Raw genomic sequence first — 19,794 nt, 5'->3', positions numbered from 1 at the left:
CGCCCGCGAACCGCGCCCCGCCACCACACCCGGCTGTCGCCGCCCGACCGGGGGAGACAGCGCCCAGACAGCGCCGCGACAGCGGCGAGGTCGAGGGTGGAGCCATGACGAACTCCTCCCCCACCGAATGGGCGGTCGAAGCCGATGGACTCGTGAAGGTCTTCGGGCAGAACCGTGCCGTCGACGGCGTCGACCTGCGGGTGCGCACCGGGACGGTCTACGGCGTGCTCGGGCCCAACGGCGCCGGCAAGACCACCACCATCAACATGCTCGCGACCCTGATGCGCCCCGACGGCGGCAGCGGCCGCATCTTCGGCCATGACGTCGTGCGCGAACCCCAGGTCGTGCGCCAACTGATCGGCGTGACGGGCCAGTTCGCGTCCGTCGACGAGACCCTGTCGGCCACCGAGAACCTCATGATCTTCGCGCGCCTCCTCGGCCTCAGCCGGGCCGACGCGAAGCGCAAGTCCGAGGAACTCCTCGAGCGCTTCGCCCTCACCGACGCCGCCCGCCGCCCGCTGAAGAAGTTCTCCGGCGGCATGCGCCGGCGGCTCGACCTCGCGGCATCCCTCATCGCCCAGCCGCCGCTGATCTTCCTCGACGAGCCCACCACCGGACTCGACCCGCGCACGCGCGGCCAGATGTGGGACACCATCCGCGACCTGGTCGCCAGCGGATCGACGGTGCTCCTGACCACCCAGTACCTTGACGAGGCCGACCAGCTCGCCGACCGCATCGCGGTGATCGACCGCGGCCGCGTCGTCGCCGAAGGCACGAGCGATGACCTGAAGGCGTCGGTCGGCACGTCGTCGCTGCAGCTGCGGCTCGCGGACGCGAACGACACCGGCGAGGCGCTGCAGGTGATCGAGCGCGTGCTCGGCGTGCGCGGGACGCTCTCGCCCGAGTCCGCCCGCATCACCGCGCCGATGGGCGACGCCGACCGCGTCACCGATCTCCTCGTGACCCTGCGCGAGCACGGCGTGGCACTCGCCGAGCTCAGCGTCCAGAAGCCCACCCTCGACGAGGTCTTCCTCGCCATCACCGGCCACGGGGCATCCGATGCCGACGACGCCGGTGCCGACCAGAAGCAGGAGGTGTCTGCATGACCGCCCTCGGCACCGCCCCGATCGTCCCCGCATCGGAGCGCACCCTCAAGAACCACACCAGCCTCCGCCAGACCCTCGCGAACACGTTCACGATGGCCTACCGCGGACTCGTGAAGATCCGCCGCACGCCCGAGCAGCTGTTCGACGTGACGTTCCAGCCGATCATCTTCACGCTGATGTTCGCGTACATCTTCGGCGGCGCGATCGCCGGTGACGTGCAGAACTATCTGCCGCAGCTGATCCCCGGCATCCTCGTGCAGACCGTCATCACGACCTCGGTCGTCACCGGCACGCAGCTGCGCGAGGACATGGACAAGGGCGTGTTCGACCGGTTCCGCTCGCTGCCGATCGCGCGCATCGCGCCGCTGTCGGGCGCGCTGCTGGCCGACACGCTGCGCTACGCGATCGCGACCACGCTCGTGTTCGTCATGGGCGTCATCATGGGCTACCGCCCGGGCGGCGGGTTCGGCGCCGTGGTGGTGTCGGGCATCCTCGTGATCGTCTGCTCGTGGGCGATCAGCTGGATCTTCGCGTTCTTCGGCGTCATCGCCCGCACCGCGTCGAGCGTGCAGGGCATCTCGATGCTGGTGCTCTTCCCGCTCACGTTCCTCTCGAACGCGTACGTCCCGACCTCGACCCTGCCCGACTGGCTCGCCTGGTTCGCGAACATCAACCCGATCTCGCACCTCGTCACGGCGGTGCGCGACCTCGCCAACACGGGCACCATCAGCGGCGACCTGTGGGTGTCGTTGCTCGGCGCCGCGGTGATCGTGGCGGTGTTCGCGCCGCTCACGGTGCGCGCCTACATGCGCAAGGCCTGATCGGGCGGCGCGAGGGGGTGGATGCCGCGGCATCCACCCCCTTCGTCGTGTCCCCGGACGCGCAGGCTCCGGGGGAGAAGAGCGCGGCGCTCAGCCGCGCAGGATCGTGAACGACCGCTCTGCGCGACCCTCCCGCGGCTTCTCGCGCTCGGCCGACCGGGCACGCGCGACCGCATCGGCCCCCGCTATCCGCTCGGCGCGGGCGAGGTGCGCGTCGAGACGCAGGCTCGGGAAGTCCTGGCGCACGCCGCAGCTCTCGGCGAGCGCGAGCGCGGCGAGTGCGGCCTCGGCGAGCCCGGGCTGGTCGAGCGCCCACGCCGACCACCCCAGCAGCACGGTGCCCAGCACCGGGTGGTCGGTCAGCTGCGGGCGCACCCGGGCGTTGACGATCGCGCGCACCCGCAGCCGCCGCGCCCACAGCGCCCGCCGTTCGGGCGTGCCGGTGCCGTCGATCGACGCTGCCGACAGGGCCGCGCCCAAGGTGATGAGGTACCAGGGGGAGTTGCGCTGATCGCCCGACACGAAGGTGTCGATCGCGCGCGCGAACTCGTCGGCGGAACGGTCGGTGTCCCCCTCCGCACGATCGGTCTCGGCGAGACCGAACCAGCCGATCGAGGCGATCTCGCGGTCGGCGCCCGGAACCTCGGCCGCCTCCACGAGCGCGGCGAACCGCGCACGCGCCTCGTCGAACCGCCCCAGGCCGATGAGGTTGCCCGCCACCACCCACCCCTGCTGACGCACCTGCTCGTCGGCGCCGAACACACGGAACCCCTCCGCGGCACGCTCGAACCACTCGAGCGCGTCGGCGGCGGCACCGACCTGGCTCGACAGCTCCGACACCGACGACGCGGCCGCCGTCGCGAGCCACCGCACACCGCCGGCGGTCGCGATGTCCCATGCGCGCCGCGACGCGGCGAGCGCGATGGCGTGGTCGCCGTCGTTCTCGGTCGCCTGCGCCCGCACGAGCTCTCCGAGAGCGGCGACGGACGGGTCCGACGAGGCCCGCAGCCGCCCGATCGCGGCATCGAACGAGACGCGATCGCGGGTGGCGAGGATGACGTCGGCGAGCCCCGCGAACACCGGCGAGATGGGCGCGCGACGCCGACGGAACAGGGCCAGGCGAGCGAGCGGCCGGGCGGCCGGCACCCGGGTGGTGATCAGGGCGAACGCCGCTGTTCCGGTGAGCAGCACCGCCGCGGCATCCGGCGGCACCGCATCGTCGCGAACCCGGCCCATCGCCTCGATCGCGACCGTGCCGAAGGAGGTCAGCTCGGTGATCGACCCGCGCACCAGCCAGGTCTGCACGAGCAGGGCGTAGACGGTCACGACCGTGGCGTCGTCACCGGATGCCGCGGCCCGCCGCGTCACGCTCACGAGGTTGTCGTGCTCGGCGAAGATCTCGGCATGCACCCGCTCGTCGAACGCGGTCGCGAGACGCTCGGCCGCGAAGGCGACCGCCCATCGGGCGACCGCGTCGAGGGCGTCGTCGTGCGCATCGGGGCCGAGGCGCGACATCCCGAACTCGCGCACCGTCTCGAGCATGCGGAACCGCACCGCACCCGTCTGCGGGTCGTCGGCGGCGATGAGGAGGGAGTGCGAGACGAGGCGCTCGAGCACGTCGTCGGCGCCGGGCGCGTCGATCACGCTCGCGGCGGCCTCCGCGGAGAAGCCGGCGGGGAAGACGGCCAGGCGCTCCCACGCCCGCTGGGCGGAGGCGTCGAGCAGGTCCCAGCTCCACGCGATCACGGCCTCGAGGGTGCGGTGGCGCTCGGGGGCGTCGCGGGGTCCGGTGGTGAGGATCGCGAAGCGGTCGCCGAGGCGTTGCTCGACCTGCTCGGGGGTCATCGTGCGCACGCGCGCCGCGGCGAGCTCGATCGCGAGCGGCAGGCCGTCGAGGTGGGTGCACAGTCGCGCGACGACGACCGGGTCGAGCCGCGCACCCGGGCGCACCGCGCGAGCGCGCTCGACGAACAGACGCACCGCGGGGGCATCGACGTCGTCGGCGATCGGCAGCGGGTCGAGCGCGAGCACGACCTCGCCCGACACGTCGAGCGGCGTGCGGCTCGTGGTGAGCACGCGCAGCCCCGGCGCCGCCCGCACGACATCGGCGACCCACGCCGCCGCCCCGGCCACGATCTGTTCGCAGTTGTCGAGCACGACCAGCGTGTGCCGCTCGCCGATCATCGCGAGCACGCGGGCGCGCAGGTCGGGGCGCGGCGCCTGGTCCGACAGCCTCCCGCTCGTCGCCGCCTCGGTGATGCCCAGGGCCGCGGCGATCGCGAACGGCACATCCTCGTCGGTGCGCACGCCCGCGAGCGGCACGACGGCGACGAGGTCCGCATCGGATGCCGCGGCCGCCGCCTGCGCGAGCCGGGTCTTGCCGAGCCCGCCGGCGCCGAGGATCGTCACGATGCGCGCCTCGGCGAGCAGGGTGGCGACCGCCGCGAGGTCGCCGTCACGTCCGATGAGCGGCGTCGGCGCCGAGCGAAGACCGATGCGCACGCGCCCGGCGACGGGGGCGTCCTCGCGCAGCAGCGCCGCGTGGGCCGCCACGAGGGCGGGGCCGGGCGAGGAGCCGAGATCGTCGCGCAGGCGCGCCCGGTGCGCCGCGAAGACCGCGAGCGCATCGGACGTGCGGCCGGCGGCCCGCAGCGAGGCGAGGAGCCCCGCCGCCGCCTCGTCGTCATAGGGCTGCGCGTCGTGCAGCGCCCGCCAGGCCGGAACGGCGTCGGCGGCGCGTCCGGTCGCGTCGAGCGTGCGGGCGCGCTCGCGCCGCAGGGCGTCACGCAGACGAGCGGATGCCGCGCGCAGCGCGTCCGCCGCCGGGGCGTCGCCGAGATCCCCGCCCACCTCGCCCCGCCAGAGCGCGAGAGCGTCATCGAGCGCGGTCAGGCGCGCGGCATCCGTGAGCGGCAACCCGACGGCGTCGTCATGGCGCGCCTGTGCGCACACCAGATCGACGGCGTCCGGCGCGATCGCGTAGCCCGCGGCATCGCTGCGGATGATCTCGACGCCCGCCACCTGCCGGATGCGTGAAACGAGGGTCTGCACCGAGGCGCGCGGATGCCGCGGCTGCCCCTCACCCCACACCTCGTCGGCGAGCGCCTCGACGCCGACCGACGATCCGGGAGGCGAGGCCAGCGCGAGAGCGGCCACGAGGGCGCGCGCCGTCGGACCCGCGAGAGTCGACACCGCACCGTCGACGGCGTCGACCTCGACCGGGCCGAGCACGCGGACGCGGGGCGCGGAGGTCGGCACACGGCGAGCCTAGGACACGCCGTCGCGGCGCGCCCTCGGCTCCCGAGGGCGCGGGAGCCCGCAGACTGGAGCGGGGCCGCGCAAGACGGGGAGGCGATGTCGTGAGCTACATCCAGGGATACGACCACCAGACCCTGCGGGAGATCGTCGACCCGCGCGCGTGCCGCGAGCGCCTCGCGGAGATCGACGGCCAGCGGAGCCTGCCCGCGCTGCTCGAGCGCGTCTGGCTGCTGAAGGTGACCGACCAGCTCGACGAGGCTCGTGAGGTCGCGGAGGTCGCGGTGCGCACGGCCCGCATGGCCGGCACCCGTCGCGACCTGCTGCGGGCGCGCATCCTGCACGCGACGGTGCAGCAGTTCCGCGGTCGGCTCGCCGCCGCCGACCAGGAGCTCACCCTGTGCGCCGAGGAGGCGGAGGGGCTCGGCCTCGCCCGAATCGCCGCGTTCGCCTACCAGCACCGCGCCAAGGTGCGCCTCGAGCTCGGCGAGCTCGATGGGGCTCGCGCCGATGTGAAAGCCACCCTGTTCCTGAGACGGGAGGCCGGGGCATCCGAGGAGGAGCTCACCTCGACGCTGCTCGCCATCGACCTGCTCGACCGCATGCGCGCGGGCGCCGCCGCGAGCATCGCCGGCTGACTGTCGTACCTTTGTTCTAGTCTTCCATCATGTCCGAACTGCATCGAGTGCGCACCTGGGCCGAGGCCCTGATCCGGCTGCACCTCGACGACGGATGGACGTTCGCGTTCGATGCCGCGAAGTTGCGGGCCGGCCAATGCGACTACACGCGCAAGCGCATCACCGTCTCGCGCTACCTCGCGGCACGGTTCGACGACGACGCCAACCACCAGACGCTGCTGCACGAGGTCGCGCACGCCCTCGCGGGCGTCGACGCCGGGCACGGGCCGGCCTGGAAGGCGATCGCGCACGACCTGGGCTACGTCGGCGGCACGACCCACCGCGGCGAGACCGCGACAGAGCTCGCGCCGTGGGTCGGCGTCTGCCCGGCCGGGCACACCGTCTACCGGCACCGACGCGCCGTGCGCGCCACGTCGTGCGCGAAATGCGCCCCCCGGTTCGACCCGCGCTTCGTGCTGGTCTGGTCGCGGCGTGAGATCACGCCGGCACAACGGCGCGCCGCGATGACGCCCCGCTGAGCGGAGTCTGCGGCGTCGCCGATGGTCGGGGCGGGCGTCGCTGACGTCGCCGCGCTCTCAGCCGAGCGGCACGAACACGTCGCTGCGCGCTCAGGCACGCGGGACGAACACGCCGTCGCGCAGCACCGCGACCGCGTCGACCGCGTCGACCTCGGCGGCGGCGAGCACGTCGGCCCGCGCGTCACCCGCGATCAACTCCTGGCCGCTGCCGCTCGCGGTGAGCAGGTGGCGCAGGGCCGGTCGAAGCCCGCGGAACGCCTCGCACGCCGCGGCCGCCTCGGGCGACGTGTGATCGACACCGAGATCGCCGAGAGCGGACACCACCGCCCCCGCGCCGAAGAGATCCTCCACGGCGAACCGCACGTCGTCGCCGTCGCGCTCTCCGGCGGCGATCACCGCGATCGAGGTGCGCTGCCCGCGACGGTGCTGCTCGTGGAGCACCGCGCGTGCGACCGCCCCGGGGTTGCGCAGCGACCCCGCGAACACCGTCGCCCCGCTCGCCGCCGCAGCCACCGCGACCGGTGCTCCCGACTGCCCCGCGAGATCGGTGAGCGCGGCGGAGTCGCCGCGGGCCGCGGCATCCGTCACCGTCGTCGACAGGCGCAGCACGTCGACCACCACCACGACATCGGCCGGCGCGAGGCGGGCGAGGCCCGCCACCCCCCACTCGACACGCACCTGATAGCGGGACTGATCGGCGGGGGACGGCATCCTGCCAGCGTATGCCGCCCCGCGCGGACGGCCACCCGTGTGACACTGGGCGCATGCGCGTGCTGCTGAAGTTCGTGATCGACTGCGATGCGGATGCCGCCTGGCGCGCCGTGCACTCGCCGCGCGCCGCGGCGGAGCTGTACGGACCGCTCGTCGAGATGCGGCCGCTCGAGCCGCTGCCGACCCGCTGGGAGCCCGGGACGGATGCCGCGGTCGACCTGGTCGCCGCGGGCATCACGATCGGGCGGCAGCTCATCGCGATCACCGATCGCGTCGTCGACGGCCCCGACGGTCAGGTGCGCATCGTGCGGGACTCGGGCACCCCGCTCACCGGGCCGCTCGCGGCGCTCGATGTCTGGGACCACCAGATGGCGATCTCGGCCGCACCGGGGGATCCCGGCCGCACGCTCTGGCGCGAGCGCCTCGTCATCGGCGGACGCGCGGCGCCCGCCCTCTGGCCCGGCCTGTGGGCGACCTGGCAGTGGCGGGCGACGCGCATCCGTGCGCTCGCGCCCTCCTGGGCGCACGACCCGGAGCTCTGACCGCGCGCCGACCCGCGGTGTGACCCTGGATCAGCCGGCGGTGCGACCCCGGGGTGTGACCCGCCCTCTGACCCCGAGGTGTTCGCCCGTCGGGCGAACACACCCTCCGCACAACGTCGGAACTTCCGACCGACGCGCCGAGCACGGATGCCGCGGCGCGGGGTGGCGGCCAGAAGTTCCGACGATGCGCGCGGAGGGCACGGAGTGGCGCGCGGAGGGCGCGGAGTGGGTCGCGGTGGGCGCGGAGTGGCGCGCGGAGGGCGCGGAGTGGGTCGCGGAGGGCGCGGAGTGGCGCGCGGAGCTGTCCCCGAGGTGGGGGCGCCGAGGTGGGGGCGCCGAGCGGCGGGTGAGGACCCCCCTCGACGCGCGCCGAGCGCCGTGCGCGCGCCGCGCTCAGTCCTGCGCGAGGGCGGCGACCGGGCTCGTGCGGGTCGCGATGCGCGTCGGCACGACCGTCGCCACCAGGGCGACGACCACGGTCGCCGCGATCACCACGATGAGCGGGATCGGCGGGATCACCGGCCAGACCAGGGTGGCCGCGGCATCCGGCGTCAGCTTGACCGACCCGAGCACGGCCTGCGCCCCCGCCCAGCCGTACGCGGTGCCGAGCACGATGCCGACGACGAGCGACGCGAGCACGAGGTGCACCGCCTCGAGCAGCACGACCAGCCGCACCTGCCGGGACGAGAGCCCGAGGGCGCGCAGCAGCGCGAACTCACGGCGCCGCTGATGCACACCGAGCGCGAGCTGGTCGACGACGCCGATCGCGGCGATCACTCCGCAGACGGCGACGAGGGCCATCATGACCGTGGTGAATCCGGTGAAGCCCGCGGTCATCTCCGGCGGCGCCTCACCACCGGCGGAGGCGACGAGCACGCCGATCGCGCTGGAGCCGGCGACGGCGAACATCATCACGAGCGCGACGCCCATCACGAGCGCGATCGCCATACGACTGGACCGCTCCGGATGCCGCAGCGCGTTCTCTGCGGCGAGGCGGGCGACGGCCGACCGGCCGAAGAGGCGACCGATCAGACGCAGCACCGGCGGCATCACGAGGTGCGCGCCCAGGGCGAGGGCGGTGAATGAGAGGAGCCCGCCGGGGAACGCGATGAGCACGCCATAGGGCGAGGAGAGCCCCACGACGACGCCGAGCGCGAGAAGGCCTACACCCGACGCCCCGAGCACGAGCGCGGCGACCGTGCGGCCGTGCGAGCGCGACAGCTCCTGAGTGGATGCCTCGACCGCCTGTCCGAGCGCGGCCATCGGCGTGACCCGCAGCACCCGCCGCGAGCCCGCCCACGCGCCGGCCCACGTGGTGAGCGCGACCACCGCCGCCGGCACGAGGAGCACCGGGCGGATCAGCTCGAGCCCGGGCGCCGCGATGCCGTAGGCGTTCTCGAGCACCCACACGCCGGCGAACGACAGCACCGTGCCACCGACGAGCCCCGCGACGGCGCCGACGATCCCCGCGACGAGTCCGAGGCGGGCGACGTCGCGGCGCTGGGAGCGGGCGGTGGAGCCGAGCAGACGCAACAGGGCGATCTGACGCACGCGGCCCGCGACGACCGTCGCGAACGTGTTCGCCGTGACGATCGAGGCAACGTACACAGCGACCCCGACGAGCAGGCTCGTGAGGATGCCACTGACCACCGCGAACGTGCGCGACTCGCCGACGTGCGGGTTGGCGGAGATCGAGGCCGACAGGAACGCGGTCGCGCTCAGCAGCACGACGGCGAACGCGGTCGCGACCGCGGCGATCAGCACGGTGGCGCCGGTTCCGCGCTCGCGCAGCGAGAACCCGCCGATCCGCACGCGCGGCGGCGAGGCGACGGCGGTCACCGCGGTCATGACGCGGCCTCAGTGGCGCGCAGCTCGCGAGCCGTCATGAACGCCGAGATCTCCTCGGCGCTCTGGCCGCGGGTGTCGGCGACGACGCGACCGTCGGCGAGGTGTACGACGCGGTCGGCGTGACTCGCGGCGATCGGGTCGTGGGTGACCATCGCGATCGACTGTCCGTGCTCGCGCGACGCCGTCTGCAGCAGGCGCAGCACCTCGGCGCCCGAACGGGAGTCGAGGTTGCCGGTCGGCTCGTCCGCGAACACGAGGTCGGGCGCGGTGGCGAGGGCGCGGGCGATCGCGACGCGCTGCTGCTGGCCGCCGGAGAGCTCGTGCGGGCGATGGGTGAGCCGATTCGCGAGACCGAGCGACTCGACGAGCCCGTCGATGCGTGCCCGCTCGAGCGCGGTCGGCGCACGCCCGTCGAGCTCGATCGGCAGGGCGATGTTTCCACGCACGTCGAGGGTGGGCACCAGGTTGAACGCCTGGAAGACGAAGCCGATGCGACGACGGCGCAGCAGCGTCAGCTCGGTGTCGCCGAGACCGGTGATCTCCGTCTCCCCCAGCCACACCCGGCCCGACGTCGGAGCGTCGAGCGCCGCCATCACGTGCATGAGCGTGGACTTTCCCGACCCCGACGGGCCCATGATCGCGGTGAACTCGCCGCGCCCGATCGAGAGCGAGACGTCGTCGAGGGCGCGCACCGGGTTGTCGGTCGAGCCGTAGGTCTTGGTGAGGTGCGCGACGCGCGCGGCGGGCGGGGGCGGGGTGGTCGAGTCATCCATGTCGTCGACGCTACGAAGACGCACCCGTATGCCGCGTCGCCCGCGGGTCGCATCGGGGTCATCCCGGAGGATGACCTCGCGCGGCGCGCGTCGCCGCGTGCCGGTGCGCGTCAGGCGAGCCCGTGCTCGTACGCGAACACGACGAGCTGCACGCGGTCGCGCAGGCCGAGCTTCGTGAGGATGCGGCTGACGTGGGTCTTGACCGTGGCCTCCGACAGGAACTCTCCCGTCGCGATCTCGGCGTTGGAGAGCCCGCGCGCGGCGAGCGCGAAGATCTCCCGCTCGCGCTCGGTGAGGGCGGCGAAGGCCGCGGGCGCCGGGCGGGGTGCGGCATCCGTCATCGATGCGAACAGCTCGCGGGTCGCGGATGCCGCGATCACCGCAGACCCCGCGTGCACCGTGCGCACCGCGGCGAGGAGGAACTCGGGCTCGGCGTCCTTGAGCAGGAAGCCGCTCGCGCCCTCCCGGATCGCGCGCGCGGCGGCCTCGTCGAGGTCGAACGTGGTGAGCATGACGACGCGGGGCGGGTCGTCATCGCCCAGTAGCTCCGCCGTCGCGGCGATGCCGTCGAGGACGGGCATGCGGATGTCCATCAGCACGATGTCGGGGCGCATCGCCCGCGCGACCGCGACGCCCTCGCGCCCGTCGCCCGCCTCGCCGACCACCTCGATGTCGGGCTGCGAGTCGAGCACCATGCGGATGCCCGCGCGGAACAGCGCCTGGTCGTCGACCAGCACCACCCGGATCACGCGAGGCCCCGCGGGAGAACCGCCACGACGACGAACTCGTCGCCGCGGGGCGCCGCGCCGAGCGATCCGCCGACGAGGTGGGCGCGCTCGGTCATGCCGATGATGCCGTGGCCCGGCGCCGGGGCGCCCTGCTCACCGCCCGGGCGCACGCCGTTGCGCACCTCGACCGACACGGCTTCCTCGCTCCACGCGACCCGCACGCCCACCGCGCCGCCGTCGCCGTGGCGGAGGGCGTTCGTGAGAGCCTCCTGCACGATGCGGTAGACCGCCAGCTGCAGCGGTGCCGGCGGATCGGCGAGCGGCGGACGCACCTCCACCCGCAGGTCGATGCCCGCCCCGTGCACCTGCGCGAACAGCGCATCGAGGTCGGCGAGTCCGGGCTGCGGGCCGGCGCCTTGGCTGTGCCGCAGCTGCTCGAGCAGCAGGCGCACGTCGGTGAGCGCGGCGCGGGCCGTCGACGCGATCGTCGCGAGGGCCGCGGTCGTCGCCTCGGGGTCGGATGCCGCGGCGTACCGCGCCCCGTCGGCCTGGGCGATCACGACCGCCAGCGAGTGGCCGACGATGTCGTGCATGTCGCGGGCGATGCGCACCCGCTCCTGCTCGGCCGCCGCCTCCGCCTCGGCGCGGCGCTGGGCCTCCCGGGTCTCGCGGGAGACCCGGATCGAGCGCACGAGGGCTCCGGCCGTCCACGACAGCAGCAGCGCGAACAGGATCAAGGCGAACACGAAGCCGACGATCACGACTCGCTCGAGCGGGAACGAGAAGCGGTTCGTCGCGGCGGCCAGCCCCCACACGCCCTGGAAGATCGACAGGTACGCGGTCGCGATGGCCGCCCCGCCGACGGCGGAGGCGAGGGCGAGACGGGACATCCGCCGGGAGCCGTACGCCGCTACGGCGTACAGCACGATCAGGGCGCCGAGATTGCTCGGGCGCGGGGTCAGCAGGGCGACCATCTGTCCGATCGCGGCGAGCCACGCGAGCCCCAGCGCGAGCGCCGGCGACCAGCGGCGCGCGGCGACGGCGGCAGCGAAGACGAGTCCGACGACGGGCTGCGCCGGCCCGAATCCGACCGTGCCGAACCAGTACGGCGTGAGCTCCGGCAGCACCAGGAGCAGCGCGAACCCCGCGGCGAGCACGAGGTCGAACGCCAGTTGCGGGCGGGTCAGGGGTCGGAACACCGTCTCACGCTACGGGAGGCGGCCGGACGCGGCATCCGTCTCGGGGTGTATTCGGGTGCGGCGGTTGTCGTCGCAGCGCACCCGCCTCCGCGTCGCCCGCCGACTCGCCGCGCACTGTCGGAACTTCTGCCTGACACGCCGCAGGCGGATGCCACAGCACGGCGTGGCGGCCAATAGTTCCGACGGTGCGCGCGGCGCGTGGGGTGGGAACCACCGACAGGCGCGCGGCGGGTGGGGTGGGAACCACCGACGGGCGCGCGGCGGCTCCCATCCCACCCGCCGCGCGCCGGTCAGGTGAGCGGCGGGGCGACGGCCGCGTCAGCGAGCGCGTCGGCGATGCCGAGCACATTGGATGCCGCGAGCCCGGCCGTCACCCGCACGTGCGCCTCGGGCGGCTCGCCCATCACGAACGGCGACCCGGCCGCCACCGCGATGCCCGCGGCGGCCAGCCTCACGAGGGCCGCGCGCTCGGAGACGACGGGGAGCCAGAGGTTGATTCCGTCGGGGTCGCCGACGTCGATGCCGCGTTTGCGCAGCGCGACCGCGAGGCGGTCGACCCGGTCGCGGTAGACGAGACGGGCGGTGCGCACGCGCGCGACGGCGCCGTCGTCGGTGAGGAGGCCGAGCAGCACCGTCTGCAGCAGCCGCGACGTCCACCCCGGGCCGAGCATGCGTCGCGAGACCACCCGCTCGACGATGTGCGCCGGCCCGCCGAGCGCGGCGATGCGCAGGTCGGGCCCGTGCGACTTCGAGAAGCTGCGCACGTGCACGACCTGACCCGGGATCCACCGGGCGAGGGTCACATCGGGCGCTGAGCAGATGAGACCGGAGTGGTCGTCCTCGATCACGACGACGCGGTCGCCGCCGGGAGCGGCGCGCATCACGCGCGCGAGCGCGCGGGCACGTTCGGCGTCCATCGACGCGCCGGTGGGGTTCTGGGCCCGTGGCTGCAGGATGACCGCGCTCGGTCGCCGCACGAGTGCGCGCTGCAGCGACGCCGGCGTGACGCCCAGGGCATCGAGCTCGAGCGGGACCGCCTCGGCGCCCAGCGCCTCGAGCAGATCGAAGAAGTACGGGAACCCGGGCGACTCGACGGCGACCCGGTCCCCGAAGCGCACGACCTGCTCGAGGGTGCGGGCGATGCCGTCCAGCGCCCCATCGACGACGGTGATCGTCTCGGCGGGCGACGGCCAGGTCTCGGCGAAGAGGGCACCGAGCTCGGGCAGCACCGGCAGGTCGTGGTAGCGGCCGGTGTCGGCTCGGGGCGACACCCGCGAGAACGCCGCCTCGAGCGGCGGCAGCAGGGCGGGATCGGGCGTGCCGAGCGAGAGGTCGAGCCGCGTCTCGAGGGGCGCAGCGGCGAGATCCTGCACCCGGGGGCTCAGCCAGCCGGCGCGGTCGACCCGCACGAACGAGCCCGCCCGCCCGCGCGAGACGATGACCCCTGCGCCCGAGAGCGCGTGCCATGCGGCGCTCACCGTGCCGGCCGACACTCCGAGATCCGATGCCACCTCGCGCACCGTCGGCAGCCGCTCGCCCGGGGCGAGAGCACCCTCCGTGACCAGGCGGGCGATCTCTGCGGCGATCGCGCGCGGCGTGCGCTCGGCGAGGTTCGCGAGGGCGGCGAGGCGCGGCATCCGATGTCCTTCCCGGCGCACGAGATTTACGGATGCGTCACAGCGGGAAACCGAAGAGAAATGTTCAAGCAGAACAGTAACAGAACGGGATGACCCCGCCGGCGCGTCCGTCGCACCCGTCAGCGGTGATCGCTGCGCGGGTGCACAGACGTCGACGGAGGCGAACATGACGACGGTACGCGCGGCCATCACGCAGACCACCTGGACGGGCGACAAGGCATCGATGCTCGACAAGCACGAGCAGTTCGCCCGGGATGCCGCGGCCCAGGGAGCGCAGGTCATCTGCTTCCAAGAGCTCTTCTACGGCCCCTACTTCGGCATCACGCAGGACAAGAAGTACTACCGGTACGCGGAGCCCGCCGACGGCCCCATCGTGCAGCGCTTCGCCGCGCTCGCCAAGGAGCTGAGCATGGTCATGATCCTCCCGATCTACGAGGAGGAGCAGACCGGCGTCTACTACAACACCGCCGTCGTCGTCGACGCCGACGGCACCATCGTCGGCAAGTACCGCAAGAACCACATCCCCCACGTCGAGAAGTTCTGGGAGAAGTTCTACTTCCGTCCGGGCAACCTCGGCTACCCGGTCTTCGACACCGCCGTCGGCAAGGTCGGCGTGGTGATCTGCTACGACCGGCACTTCCCCGAGGGCTGGCGCGAGCTCGGCCTCAACGGCGCCCACCTCGCCTTCAACCCCAACGCCACCAAGCCCGGCCTCTCGAACCGCCTCTGGGAGATCGAGCAGCCCGCCGCGGCGGTCGCGAACGGCTACTTCGTGCTCGCCCCCAACCGCGTCGGCCGCGAGGACAACGAATACGGCGACGAGGCGGTCACCTTCTACGGCACCAGCCAGATCGTCGACCCGCGCGGCAACTACGTCGGCGCGCTCGGCTCGGGCGAGTCCGAGGAGATCCTCATCCGCGACCTCGACATGGACCTCGTGCAGGAGATGCGCGACGACTGGCAGTTCTTCCGCGACCGCCGCCCCGACACCTACGACGAGATCACGGCTCCCTGAGCCCGACCGGCGCGCAGCGGCATCCGATTCGACAGGAGCGACCCATGGCCACGACCCTCATCACCGGCGGCACCGTCGTCAACGCGACCGGCACGGGCGACGCCGACGTGCTCATCGACGGCGAGACCATCGTCGCGGTGCTCGCGCCCGGCTCGACACTGCTCGGGCACGAGCTCGCCCGCTCGGTCGACACCGTCGTCGACGCGACCGGCAAGTACGTCATCCCCGGCGGCATCGACGCCCACACCCACATGGAGATGCCCTTCGGCGGCACCTTCGCCAGCGACACCTTCGAGACCGGCACCCGTGCCGCCGCGATCGGCGGCACGACGAGCATCGTCGACTTCGTCGTGCAGTACCCCGGGCAGAACATCCTCGAGCAGTACCACGCGTGGCACGAGAAGGCCGCCGGCAACTGCGCGATCGACTACGGGTTCCACCAGATCCTCTCCGACGTGCAGGACTCGTCGCTGACCGCGATGGACGAGCTGATCACCGAGGGCGTGACATCCTTCAAGCTCTTCATGGCCTACAAGGGCGTCTTCCTCTCGGACGACGGGCAGATCCTGCGGGCGTTCCAGAAGGGCGCCGACAACGGCGCGATGATGATGATGCACGCCGAGAACGGCGCGATCATCGACGTGCTCGTGCAGCAGGCGCTCGAGGCCGGGAAGACCACCCCGTACTACCACGGCATCAGCCGGCCGTGGCAGGCCGAGGAGGAGGCCACCCACCGCGCGATCATGATCGCCGACCTGACCGGTGCGCCGCTGTACGTCGTGCACGTGAGCGCCAAGCAGGCCGTCGAGCAGATCGCCGCCGCCCGCGACCGCGGCCTCAACGTGTTCGGCGAGACCTGCCCGCAGTACCTCTACCTCTCGCTCGAGGACCAGCTCGGCGCCGTCAGCGAGGAGTGGGGCGACTTCGAGGGCGCGAAGTGGGTGTGCTCGACTCCGCTGCGCTCGAAGCACGAGGGTCACCAGCACCACATGTGGCAGAGCCTGCGCACGAACGACATCCAGATGGTCTCGACCGACCACTGCCCGTTCTGCATGAAGGACCAGAAGGACATGGGCATCGGCAACTTCGCGAAGATCCCCAACGGGATCGGATCGGTCGAGCACCGCATGGACCTCATGTACCAGGGGGTCGTGTCGGGTCAGATCACCCTCCCCCGCTGGGTCGAGCTCACCAGCACCACACCGGCGCGCATGTTCGGCATGTACGGCAAGAAGGGCGTCATCCAGCCCGGCGCCGACGGCGATGTCGTGGTCTACGACCCGAACGGCCACACCTCGATCGGGGTGGGGAAGACCCACCACATGAACATGGACTACTCGGCCTGGGAGGGGTTCGAGATCGACGGACACGTCGACACGGTCGTCTCCCGCGGCAAGGTCGTCGTCGACGGCGGCTCCTACCTCGGCAGCAAGGGCGACGGGCGCTACATCAAGCGCGGCCTGAGCCAGTACCTGGTCTGAGGGGGCGGCACATGGATTTCGGCGTCGTCCTGCAGACCAACCCGCCCGCCGCCCGCACGGTGCAGCTCGCACAGCTCGCCGAGGCGCACGGCTTCTCCCACCTGTGGACCTTCGACTCGCACCTGCTCTGGCAGGAGCCGTACGTCATCCACTCGGCGATCCTGAACGCGACCAAGCGCATCGTCGTCGGCCCGTTCGTCACCAACCCCGCCACCCGCGACTGGACCGTCACCGCGAGCGTGTTCGCGACCCTGAACGAGATGTACGGCAACCGCACGATCTGCGGCATCGGCCGCGGCGACTCGGCGGTGCGGGTCACGAACGGCAAGCCGGTGACCATGTCGGAGCTGCGCGAGTCGATCCACGTGATCCGCGAGCTCGCGAACTCCCGCCCGGTCGAGTACAAGGGCGCCACCCTGCAGTTCCCCTGGAGTCGCGGCTCGGAGCTCGACGTCTGGGTCGCGGCCTACGGCCCGATGGCGCTGAAGCTCACCGGCGAGGTGGGCGACGGCTTCATCCTGCAGCTGGCGGACGTCGACATCGCGGCCTGGATGATCAAGGTCGTGAAGGATGCCGCGGCCGCCGCCGGCCGCGACCCCGAGTCGATCGCCTTCTGCGTCGCGGCGCCGATGTACATCGGCGACGACTGGGAGCACATGCGCGATCAGTGCCGCTGGTTCGGCGGGATGGTGGGCAACCACGTCGCCGACATCGTCTCGAAGTACGGCACTGCGGGCGACGTTCCGGCGGCGCTCACGGACTACATCGCCGGACGCACAGGCTACGACTACAACTCGCACGGCCGCGCGCACAACGACCACGTCGACTTCGTGCCCGACGAGATCGTCGACCGTTTCTGCCTGCTCGGTACCGCGGAGGACCACATCGCCAAGCTCGAGCAGCTGCGGGCCATCGGGGTGACGCAGTTCGCGGGCTACCTCCAGCACGACAACAAGGAGGAGACGATGCGGGTGTACGGCGAGACCGTCATCCCCGCCCTCGCCGACCAGGTGACCGCGAAGCGATGATGCGCCGCCTGCGCCCGATCCTCCTCGGTATCGCCGGGGTGGTGCTCGTGGGCGTCGCATGGGAGGTCTACAAGGCCCTCGCCCCCGACACCGGCGTGGTGATCGCGGGGATCACGGTGCTTCCGCGCACCTCCGACCTGGCGATGCCTCACCTGGGCGCGATGCTCGACCGGACCCTGTCGCCGGTCACGCGGGCTGCCGGTTCGCCCGCTCTGTGGCTCGCGACGCTGCGGGCGGCGTCGTTCAGCTTCGGCATCGCCGTCGTCGGATGGCTCGTGGGTGTCGTGGTCGGCATCGCGATCGCGATCGTCATGCAGCGCTTCCGCACCGCGCAGTCGGCGCTCCTGCCGTGGGTCGTGCTCAGCCAGACCGTTCCGCTCATCGCGCTCGCACCGCTCGTGCGACGCATCGGCACGCAGCTCTCGACCGGCGGATTCGAGTGGCAGGACTGGATGTCGGTCGCGCTCATCGCGAGCTACCTCGCCTTCTTCCCCGTGTCGATCGGGGCGCTGCGCGGCTTCGGGTCGCCGACCGCCGAGCACCTCGACCTGATGCGTGCCTACGGGGTGGGGTGGTGGCGCACGTTCCTCGCGGTGCGGGTGCCCGCCAGCATCCCGTTCCTCCTCCCGGCCCTGCGTCTGGCCGCGGTCAATGCGGTGGTGGGCACCATCGTCGCCGAGGTGTCGATCGGACTGCGCGGCGGCATCGGCCGCGCGATCGTCGAGTTCGCGGCATCGGGCAGCGCCGACCCGGCCAAGCAGTGGTCACCGATCTTCGGCGCCGTGCTGATGGGCCTCGCAGCCGCAGGCCTGGTCGCCCTCCTCTCCCTGGCGCTGCGGCGCTACCGACGAAACGAGGTGTCGGCATGACCGAGATCGCGGTGCACGTGCGCGGGGTCGACAAGACCTTCCGCACCGGACGCGGACGCACGGTCGACGCCCTCTCGGGCATCGACCTCGAGGTGGCGGCCGGCGAGTTCGTCTCGCTGATCGGTCCGAGCGGATGCGGCAAGTCGACGCTCATGCGTCTGATCGCCGACCTCGACACCCCGACCGCGGGCGAGCTGACGGTGTTCGGCAAGACGGCGCCGCGGGCACGCCTCGACCAGGACTACGGCATCGCGTTCCAGAAGGCCGCGCTGCTGCCGTGGCGCACGGTGCGGGGCAACATCGAGCTGCCGATGGAGCTGCACGGGATGCCGCGCGCCGAGCGCCGCACGCGCGCCGACGAGCTGATCGAGCTGGTGGGCCTCGGCGACTTCGCCGACCGGCACCCCGACCAGCTCTCGGGCGGGATGCAGCAGCGCGTCGCGATCGCGCGCGCGTTCGCCGAGAAGCCGCGGCTGCTGCTCATGGACGAGCCGTTCGGTGCGCTCGACGAGATGACGCGCGAGACGATGCAGACCGAGCTCGCCCGCATCTGCGCGGAGACGGGCGCCGCGGTCGTGTTCGTGACCCACTCGATCCCCGAGGCGGTGTTCCTCTCGGACCGGGTCGTGGTGATGTCGCCGCGGCCAGGCCGCATCCGCGAGATCCTGACGATGGATCTGCGCGGTGAGCGCACCGAGGAGCTGCGCGAGGACGAGGCGTTCTTCGAGCGCGTCAGCGCGGTGCGCGAGGCCCTGCACGGGTCCCCCTCGGCGGGGGCGAAGGGCGTCGAGAACCGATGACCGCCCTGCGCCTGCGCACCGTGCTCGCCCCGATCGTCTTCGGGATCGCCGTGGTGCTCGTCTGGCAGCTGCTGGTGACGGCGTTCCCCGCGAAAGGCTCGGCTCTGCCGGCACCGTTCACGATCGCGGGCCAGTTCGCGGCGAGCGCGGGCGTCATCGTGCAGGCGAGTCTCGGCACGGCCGCGAACGCATTCGTGGGCCTCGTCGTCGGCACGCTCGTCGCAGTCGTGCTGGCGGTGCTCGCCGCGGCGTGGCGCCCGCTCGACGAGCTGAGCGCCCCGGTCGTGACGGCGCTGTCGGTCATCCCGATCGTCGCTCTCGCACCGGTGTTCTACGCGATGTTCGGGGCGAGCGTCGAGACCGGCCGCCAGATGATCGCGGCGATCGCCGTGCTCGTGCCCGTCTACGTCAACACCCTGCGGGGGCTGCGCACCGTCGACCCGCTGCACCGTGACCTGCTGCGCTCCTACGCGGCGGGGCGCTGGCAGACGGCACGCACCGTGACGGTGCCGGGTGCGGTGCCGTTCCTGTTCACGGGTGTGCGCATCGCCTCGTCGCTCGCGGTGATCTCGGCCCTCGTCGCCGAGTACTTCGGCGGGCCCGTCTCAGGGCTCGGCAAGGCGATCACCTCGGCGGTCTCGTCGAGCAACTACGCGCTGGCGTGGGCGTTCGTGCTCGGCGCGATCGTCACCGGACTCGTGTTCTACTGCGCCACCGCCCTGCTCGAGACCCTCGCGCTGGCGCGCCTGAGACCCACCGGATGACGCGGCCCCGGGCCGCGGCATCCGTCCGTCTTCGTCGTGCAGCACGCGACGGACACCCGAA

At 72.7% G+C, this 19,794-nt stretch carries 18 protein-coding genes; 11 read left to right on the top strand and 7 right to left on the bottom strand.

Translation table 11 applies throughout. The annotated features are described in order from the left end of the window. The first annotated feature begins 104 nt into the window (after positions 1–104). Together FFS51_RS10780 and FFS51_RS10775 are read left to right on the top strand one after the other, a co-directional pair. Positions 105–1,106 (top strand): daunorubicin resistance protein DrrA family ABC transporter ATP-binding protein, encoded by a 1,002-nt coding sequence (locus FFS51_RS10780; RefSeq protein ID WP_045247439.1) that lies wholly within the window; start codon positions 105–107, stop codon positions 1,104–1,106. After that, the gene (locus FFS51_RS10775) at positions 1,103–1,927 is read left to right on the top strand and encodes an ABC transporter permease (protein WP_045247438.1); all 825 of its coding nucleotides are present in this window, start codon (positions 1,103–1,105) and stop codon (positions 1,925–1,927) included. The genes FFS51_RS10780 and FFS51_RS10775 overlap by 4 nt, the downstream gene beginning before the upstream one ends. 90 nt (positions 1,928–2,017) lie before the next feature. Here the strand turns inward: FFS51_RS10775 and FFS51_RS10770 are convergent, their stop codons facing one another. After that, positions 2,018–5,185, bottom strand: coding sequence for an ATP-binding protein (locus FFS51_RS10770; protein WP_137878342.1), 3,168 nt, complete (start codon positions 5,183–5,185; stop codon positions 2,018–2,020). A 101-nt stretch (positions 5,186–5,286) separates the two neighbouring features. Between FFS51_RS10770 and FFS51_RS10765 the strand changes: the two genes are divergently transcribed. Continuing rightward, on the top strand, positions 5,287–5,820 hold the full coding sequence (locus tag FFS51_RS10765) for a hypothetical protein (RefSeq protein WP_137878341.1): 534 nt from the start codon (positions 5,287–5,289) through the stop codon (positions 5,818–5,820). A 29-nt stretch (positions 5,821–5,849) separates the two neighbouring features. Beyond that, positions 5,850–6,338 (top strand): SprT-like domain-containing protein, encoded by a 489-nt coding sequence (locus tag FFS51_RS10760; RefSeq protein WP_045247436.1) that lies wholly within the window; start codon positions 5,850–5,852, stop codon positions 6,336–6,338. A gap of 90 nt (positions 6,339–6,428) precedes the next feature. Here the strand turns inward: FFS51_RS10760 and FFS51_RS10755 are convergent, their stop codons facing one another. Beyond that, on the bottom strand, positions 6,429–7,049 hold the full coding sequence (locus FFS51_RS10755; protein ID WP_056208339.1) for a 2-phosphosulfolactate phosphatase: 621 nt from the start codon (positions 7,047–7,049) through the stop codon (positions 6,429–6,431). A gap of 53 nt (positions 7,050–7,102) precedes the next feature. Here FFS51_RS10755 and FFS51_RS10750 point away from each other — a divergent pair, with 53 nt between their 5' ends. Then, positions 7,103–7,591: a hypothetical protein gene (locus tag FFS51_RS10750; RefSeq protein ID WP_137878340.1), complete on the top strand. Its 489-nt coding sequence runs from the start codon at positions 7,103–7,105 to the stop codon at positions 7,589–7,591. 393 nt (positions 7,592–7,984) lie between these two features. On the opposite strand, the gene FFS51_RS10745 is transcribed toward FFS51_RS10750, so the two are convergent. From FFS51_RS10745 to FFS51_RS10725, 5 genes are all read right to left on the bottom strand, one after another. Next, a complete protein-coding gene (locus FFS51_RS10745; RefSeq protein ID WP_056208332.1) occupies positions 7,985–9,439 on the bottom strand; it encodes an FtsX-like permease family protein in 1,455 nt (484 codons plus the stop codon). Continuing rightward, complete coding sequence (locus tag FFS51_RS10740) at positions 9,436–10,212, bottom strand: ABC transporter ATP-binding protein (RefSeq protein WP_045247433.1); 777 nt, start codon at positions 10,210–10,212, stop codon at positions 9,436–9,438. The genes FFS51_RS10745 and FFS51_RS10740 overlap by 4 nt, the downstream gene beginning before the upstream one ends. Before the next feature lie 110 nt (positions 10,213–10,322). Then, on the bottom strand, positions 10,323–10,961 hold the full coding sequence (locus tag FFS51_RS10735; RefSeq protein ID WP_137878339.1) for a response regulator: 639 nt from the start codon (positions 10,959–10,961) through the stop codon (positions 10,323–10,325). Continuing rightward, positions 10,958–12,139, bottom strand: a complete 1,182-nt coding sequence (locus FFS51_RS10730) for a sensor histidine kinase (RefSeq protein ID WP_137878338.1) — start codon at positions 12,137–12,139, stop codon at positions 10,958–10,960. The genes FFS51_RS10735 and FFS51_RS10730 overlap by 4 nt, the downstream gene beginning before the upstream one ends. A gap of 290 nt (positions 12,140–12,429) precedes the next feature. Then, on the bottom strand, positions 12,430–13,776 hold the full coding sequence (locus tag FFS51_RS10725) for an aminotransferase class I/II-fold pyridoxal phosphate-dependent enzyme (protein ID WP_137878337.1): 1,347 nt from the start codon (positions 13,774–13,776) through the stop codon (positions 12,430–12,432). A gap of 166 nt (positions 13,777–13,942) precedes the next feature. On the opposite strand from FFS51_RS10725, the gene FFS51_RS10720 reads away from it, so the two are divergent. From FFS51_RS10720 to FFS51_RS10695, 6 genes are read left to right on the top strand one after another with little or no spacing between them, the layout of a single operon-like run. Beyond that, positions 13,943–14,791, top strand: a complete 849-nt coding sequence (locus FFS51_RS10720) for a nitrilase-related carbon-nitrogen hydrolase (protein ID WP_056518774.1) — start codon at positions 13,943–13,945, stop codon at positions 14,789–14,791. 44 nt (positions 14,792–14,835) lie between these two features. Next, positions 14,836–16,272, top strand: a complete 1,437-nt coding sequence (gene hydA, locus FFS51_RS10715; RefSeq protein WP_137878336.1) for a dihydropyrimidinase — start codon at positions 14,836–14,838, stop codon at positions 16,270–16,272. Between the two features lie 11 nt (positions 16,273–16,283). Next, positions 16,284–17,300: a TIGR03842 family LLM class F420-dependent oxidoreductase gene (locus FFS51_RS10710; RefSeq protein WP_137878335.1), complete on the top strand. Its 1,017-nt coding sequence runs from the start codon at positions 16,284–16,286 to the stop codon at positions 17,298–17,300. Continuing rightward, entirely contained in the window at positions 17,300–18,169 is an 870-nt protein-coding gene (locus FFS51_RS10705; RefSeq protein WP_249352711.1) for an ABC transporter permease, read from the top strand. Before FFS51_RS10710 ends, FFS51_RS10705 begins: the two co-directional genes overlap by 1 nt. After that, positions 18,166–18,969, top strand: a complete 804-nt coding sequence (locus tag FFS51_RS10700; protein WP_137878333.1) for an ABC transporter ATP-binding protein — start codon at positions 18,166–18,168, stop codon at positions 18,967–18,969. The genes FFS51_RS10705 and FFS51_RS10700 overlap by 4 nt, the downstream gene beginning before the upstream one ends. After that, a complete protein-coding gene (locus FFS51_RS10695; RefSeq protein ID WP_137878332.1) occupies positions 18,966–19,733 on the top strand; it encodes an ABC transporter permease in 768 nt (255 codons plus the stop codon). The genes FFS51_RS10700 and FFS51_RS10695 overlap by 4 nt, the downstream gene beginning before the upstream one ends. Positions 19,734–19,794: the final 61 nt, after the last annotated feature.

Source organism: Microbacterium sp. 4NA327F11 (genome assembly GCF_005503465.1).
GTDB classification, from domain to species: domain Bacteria; phylum Actinomycetota; class Actinomycetes; order Actinomycetales; family Microbacteriaceae; genus Microbacterium; species Microbacterium ginsengisoli.
The sequence above is the reverse complement of the archived record's forward strand: the minus strand, read 5'-3'. Positions and strand labels throughout refer to the sequence as shown.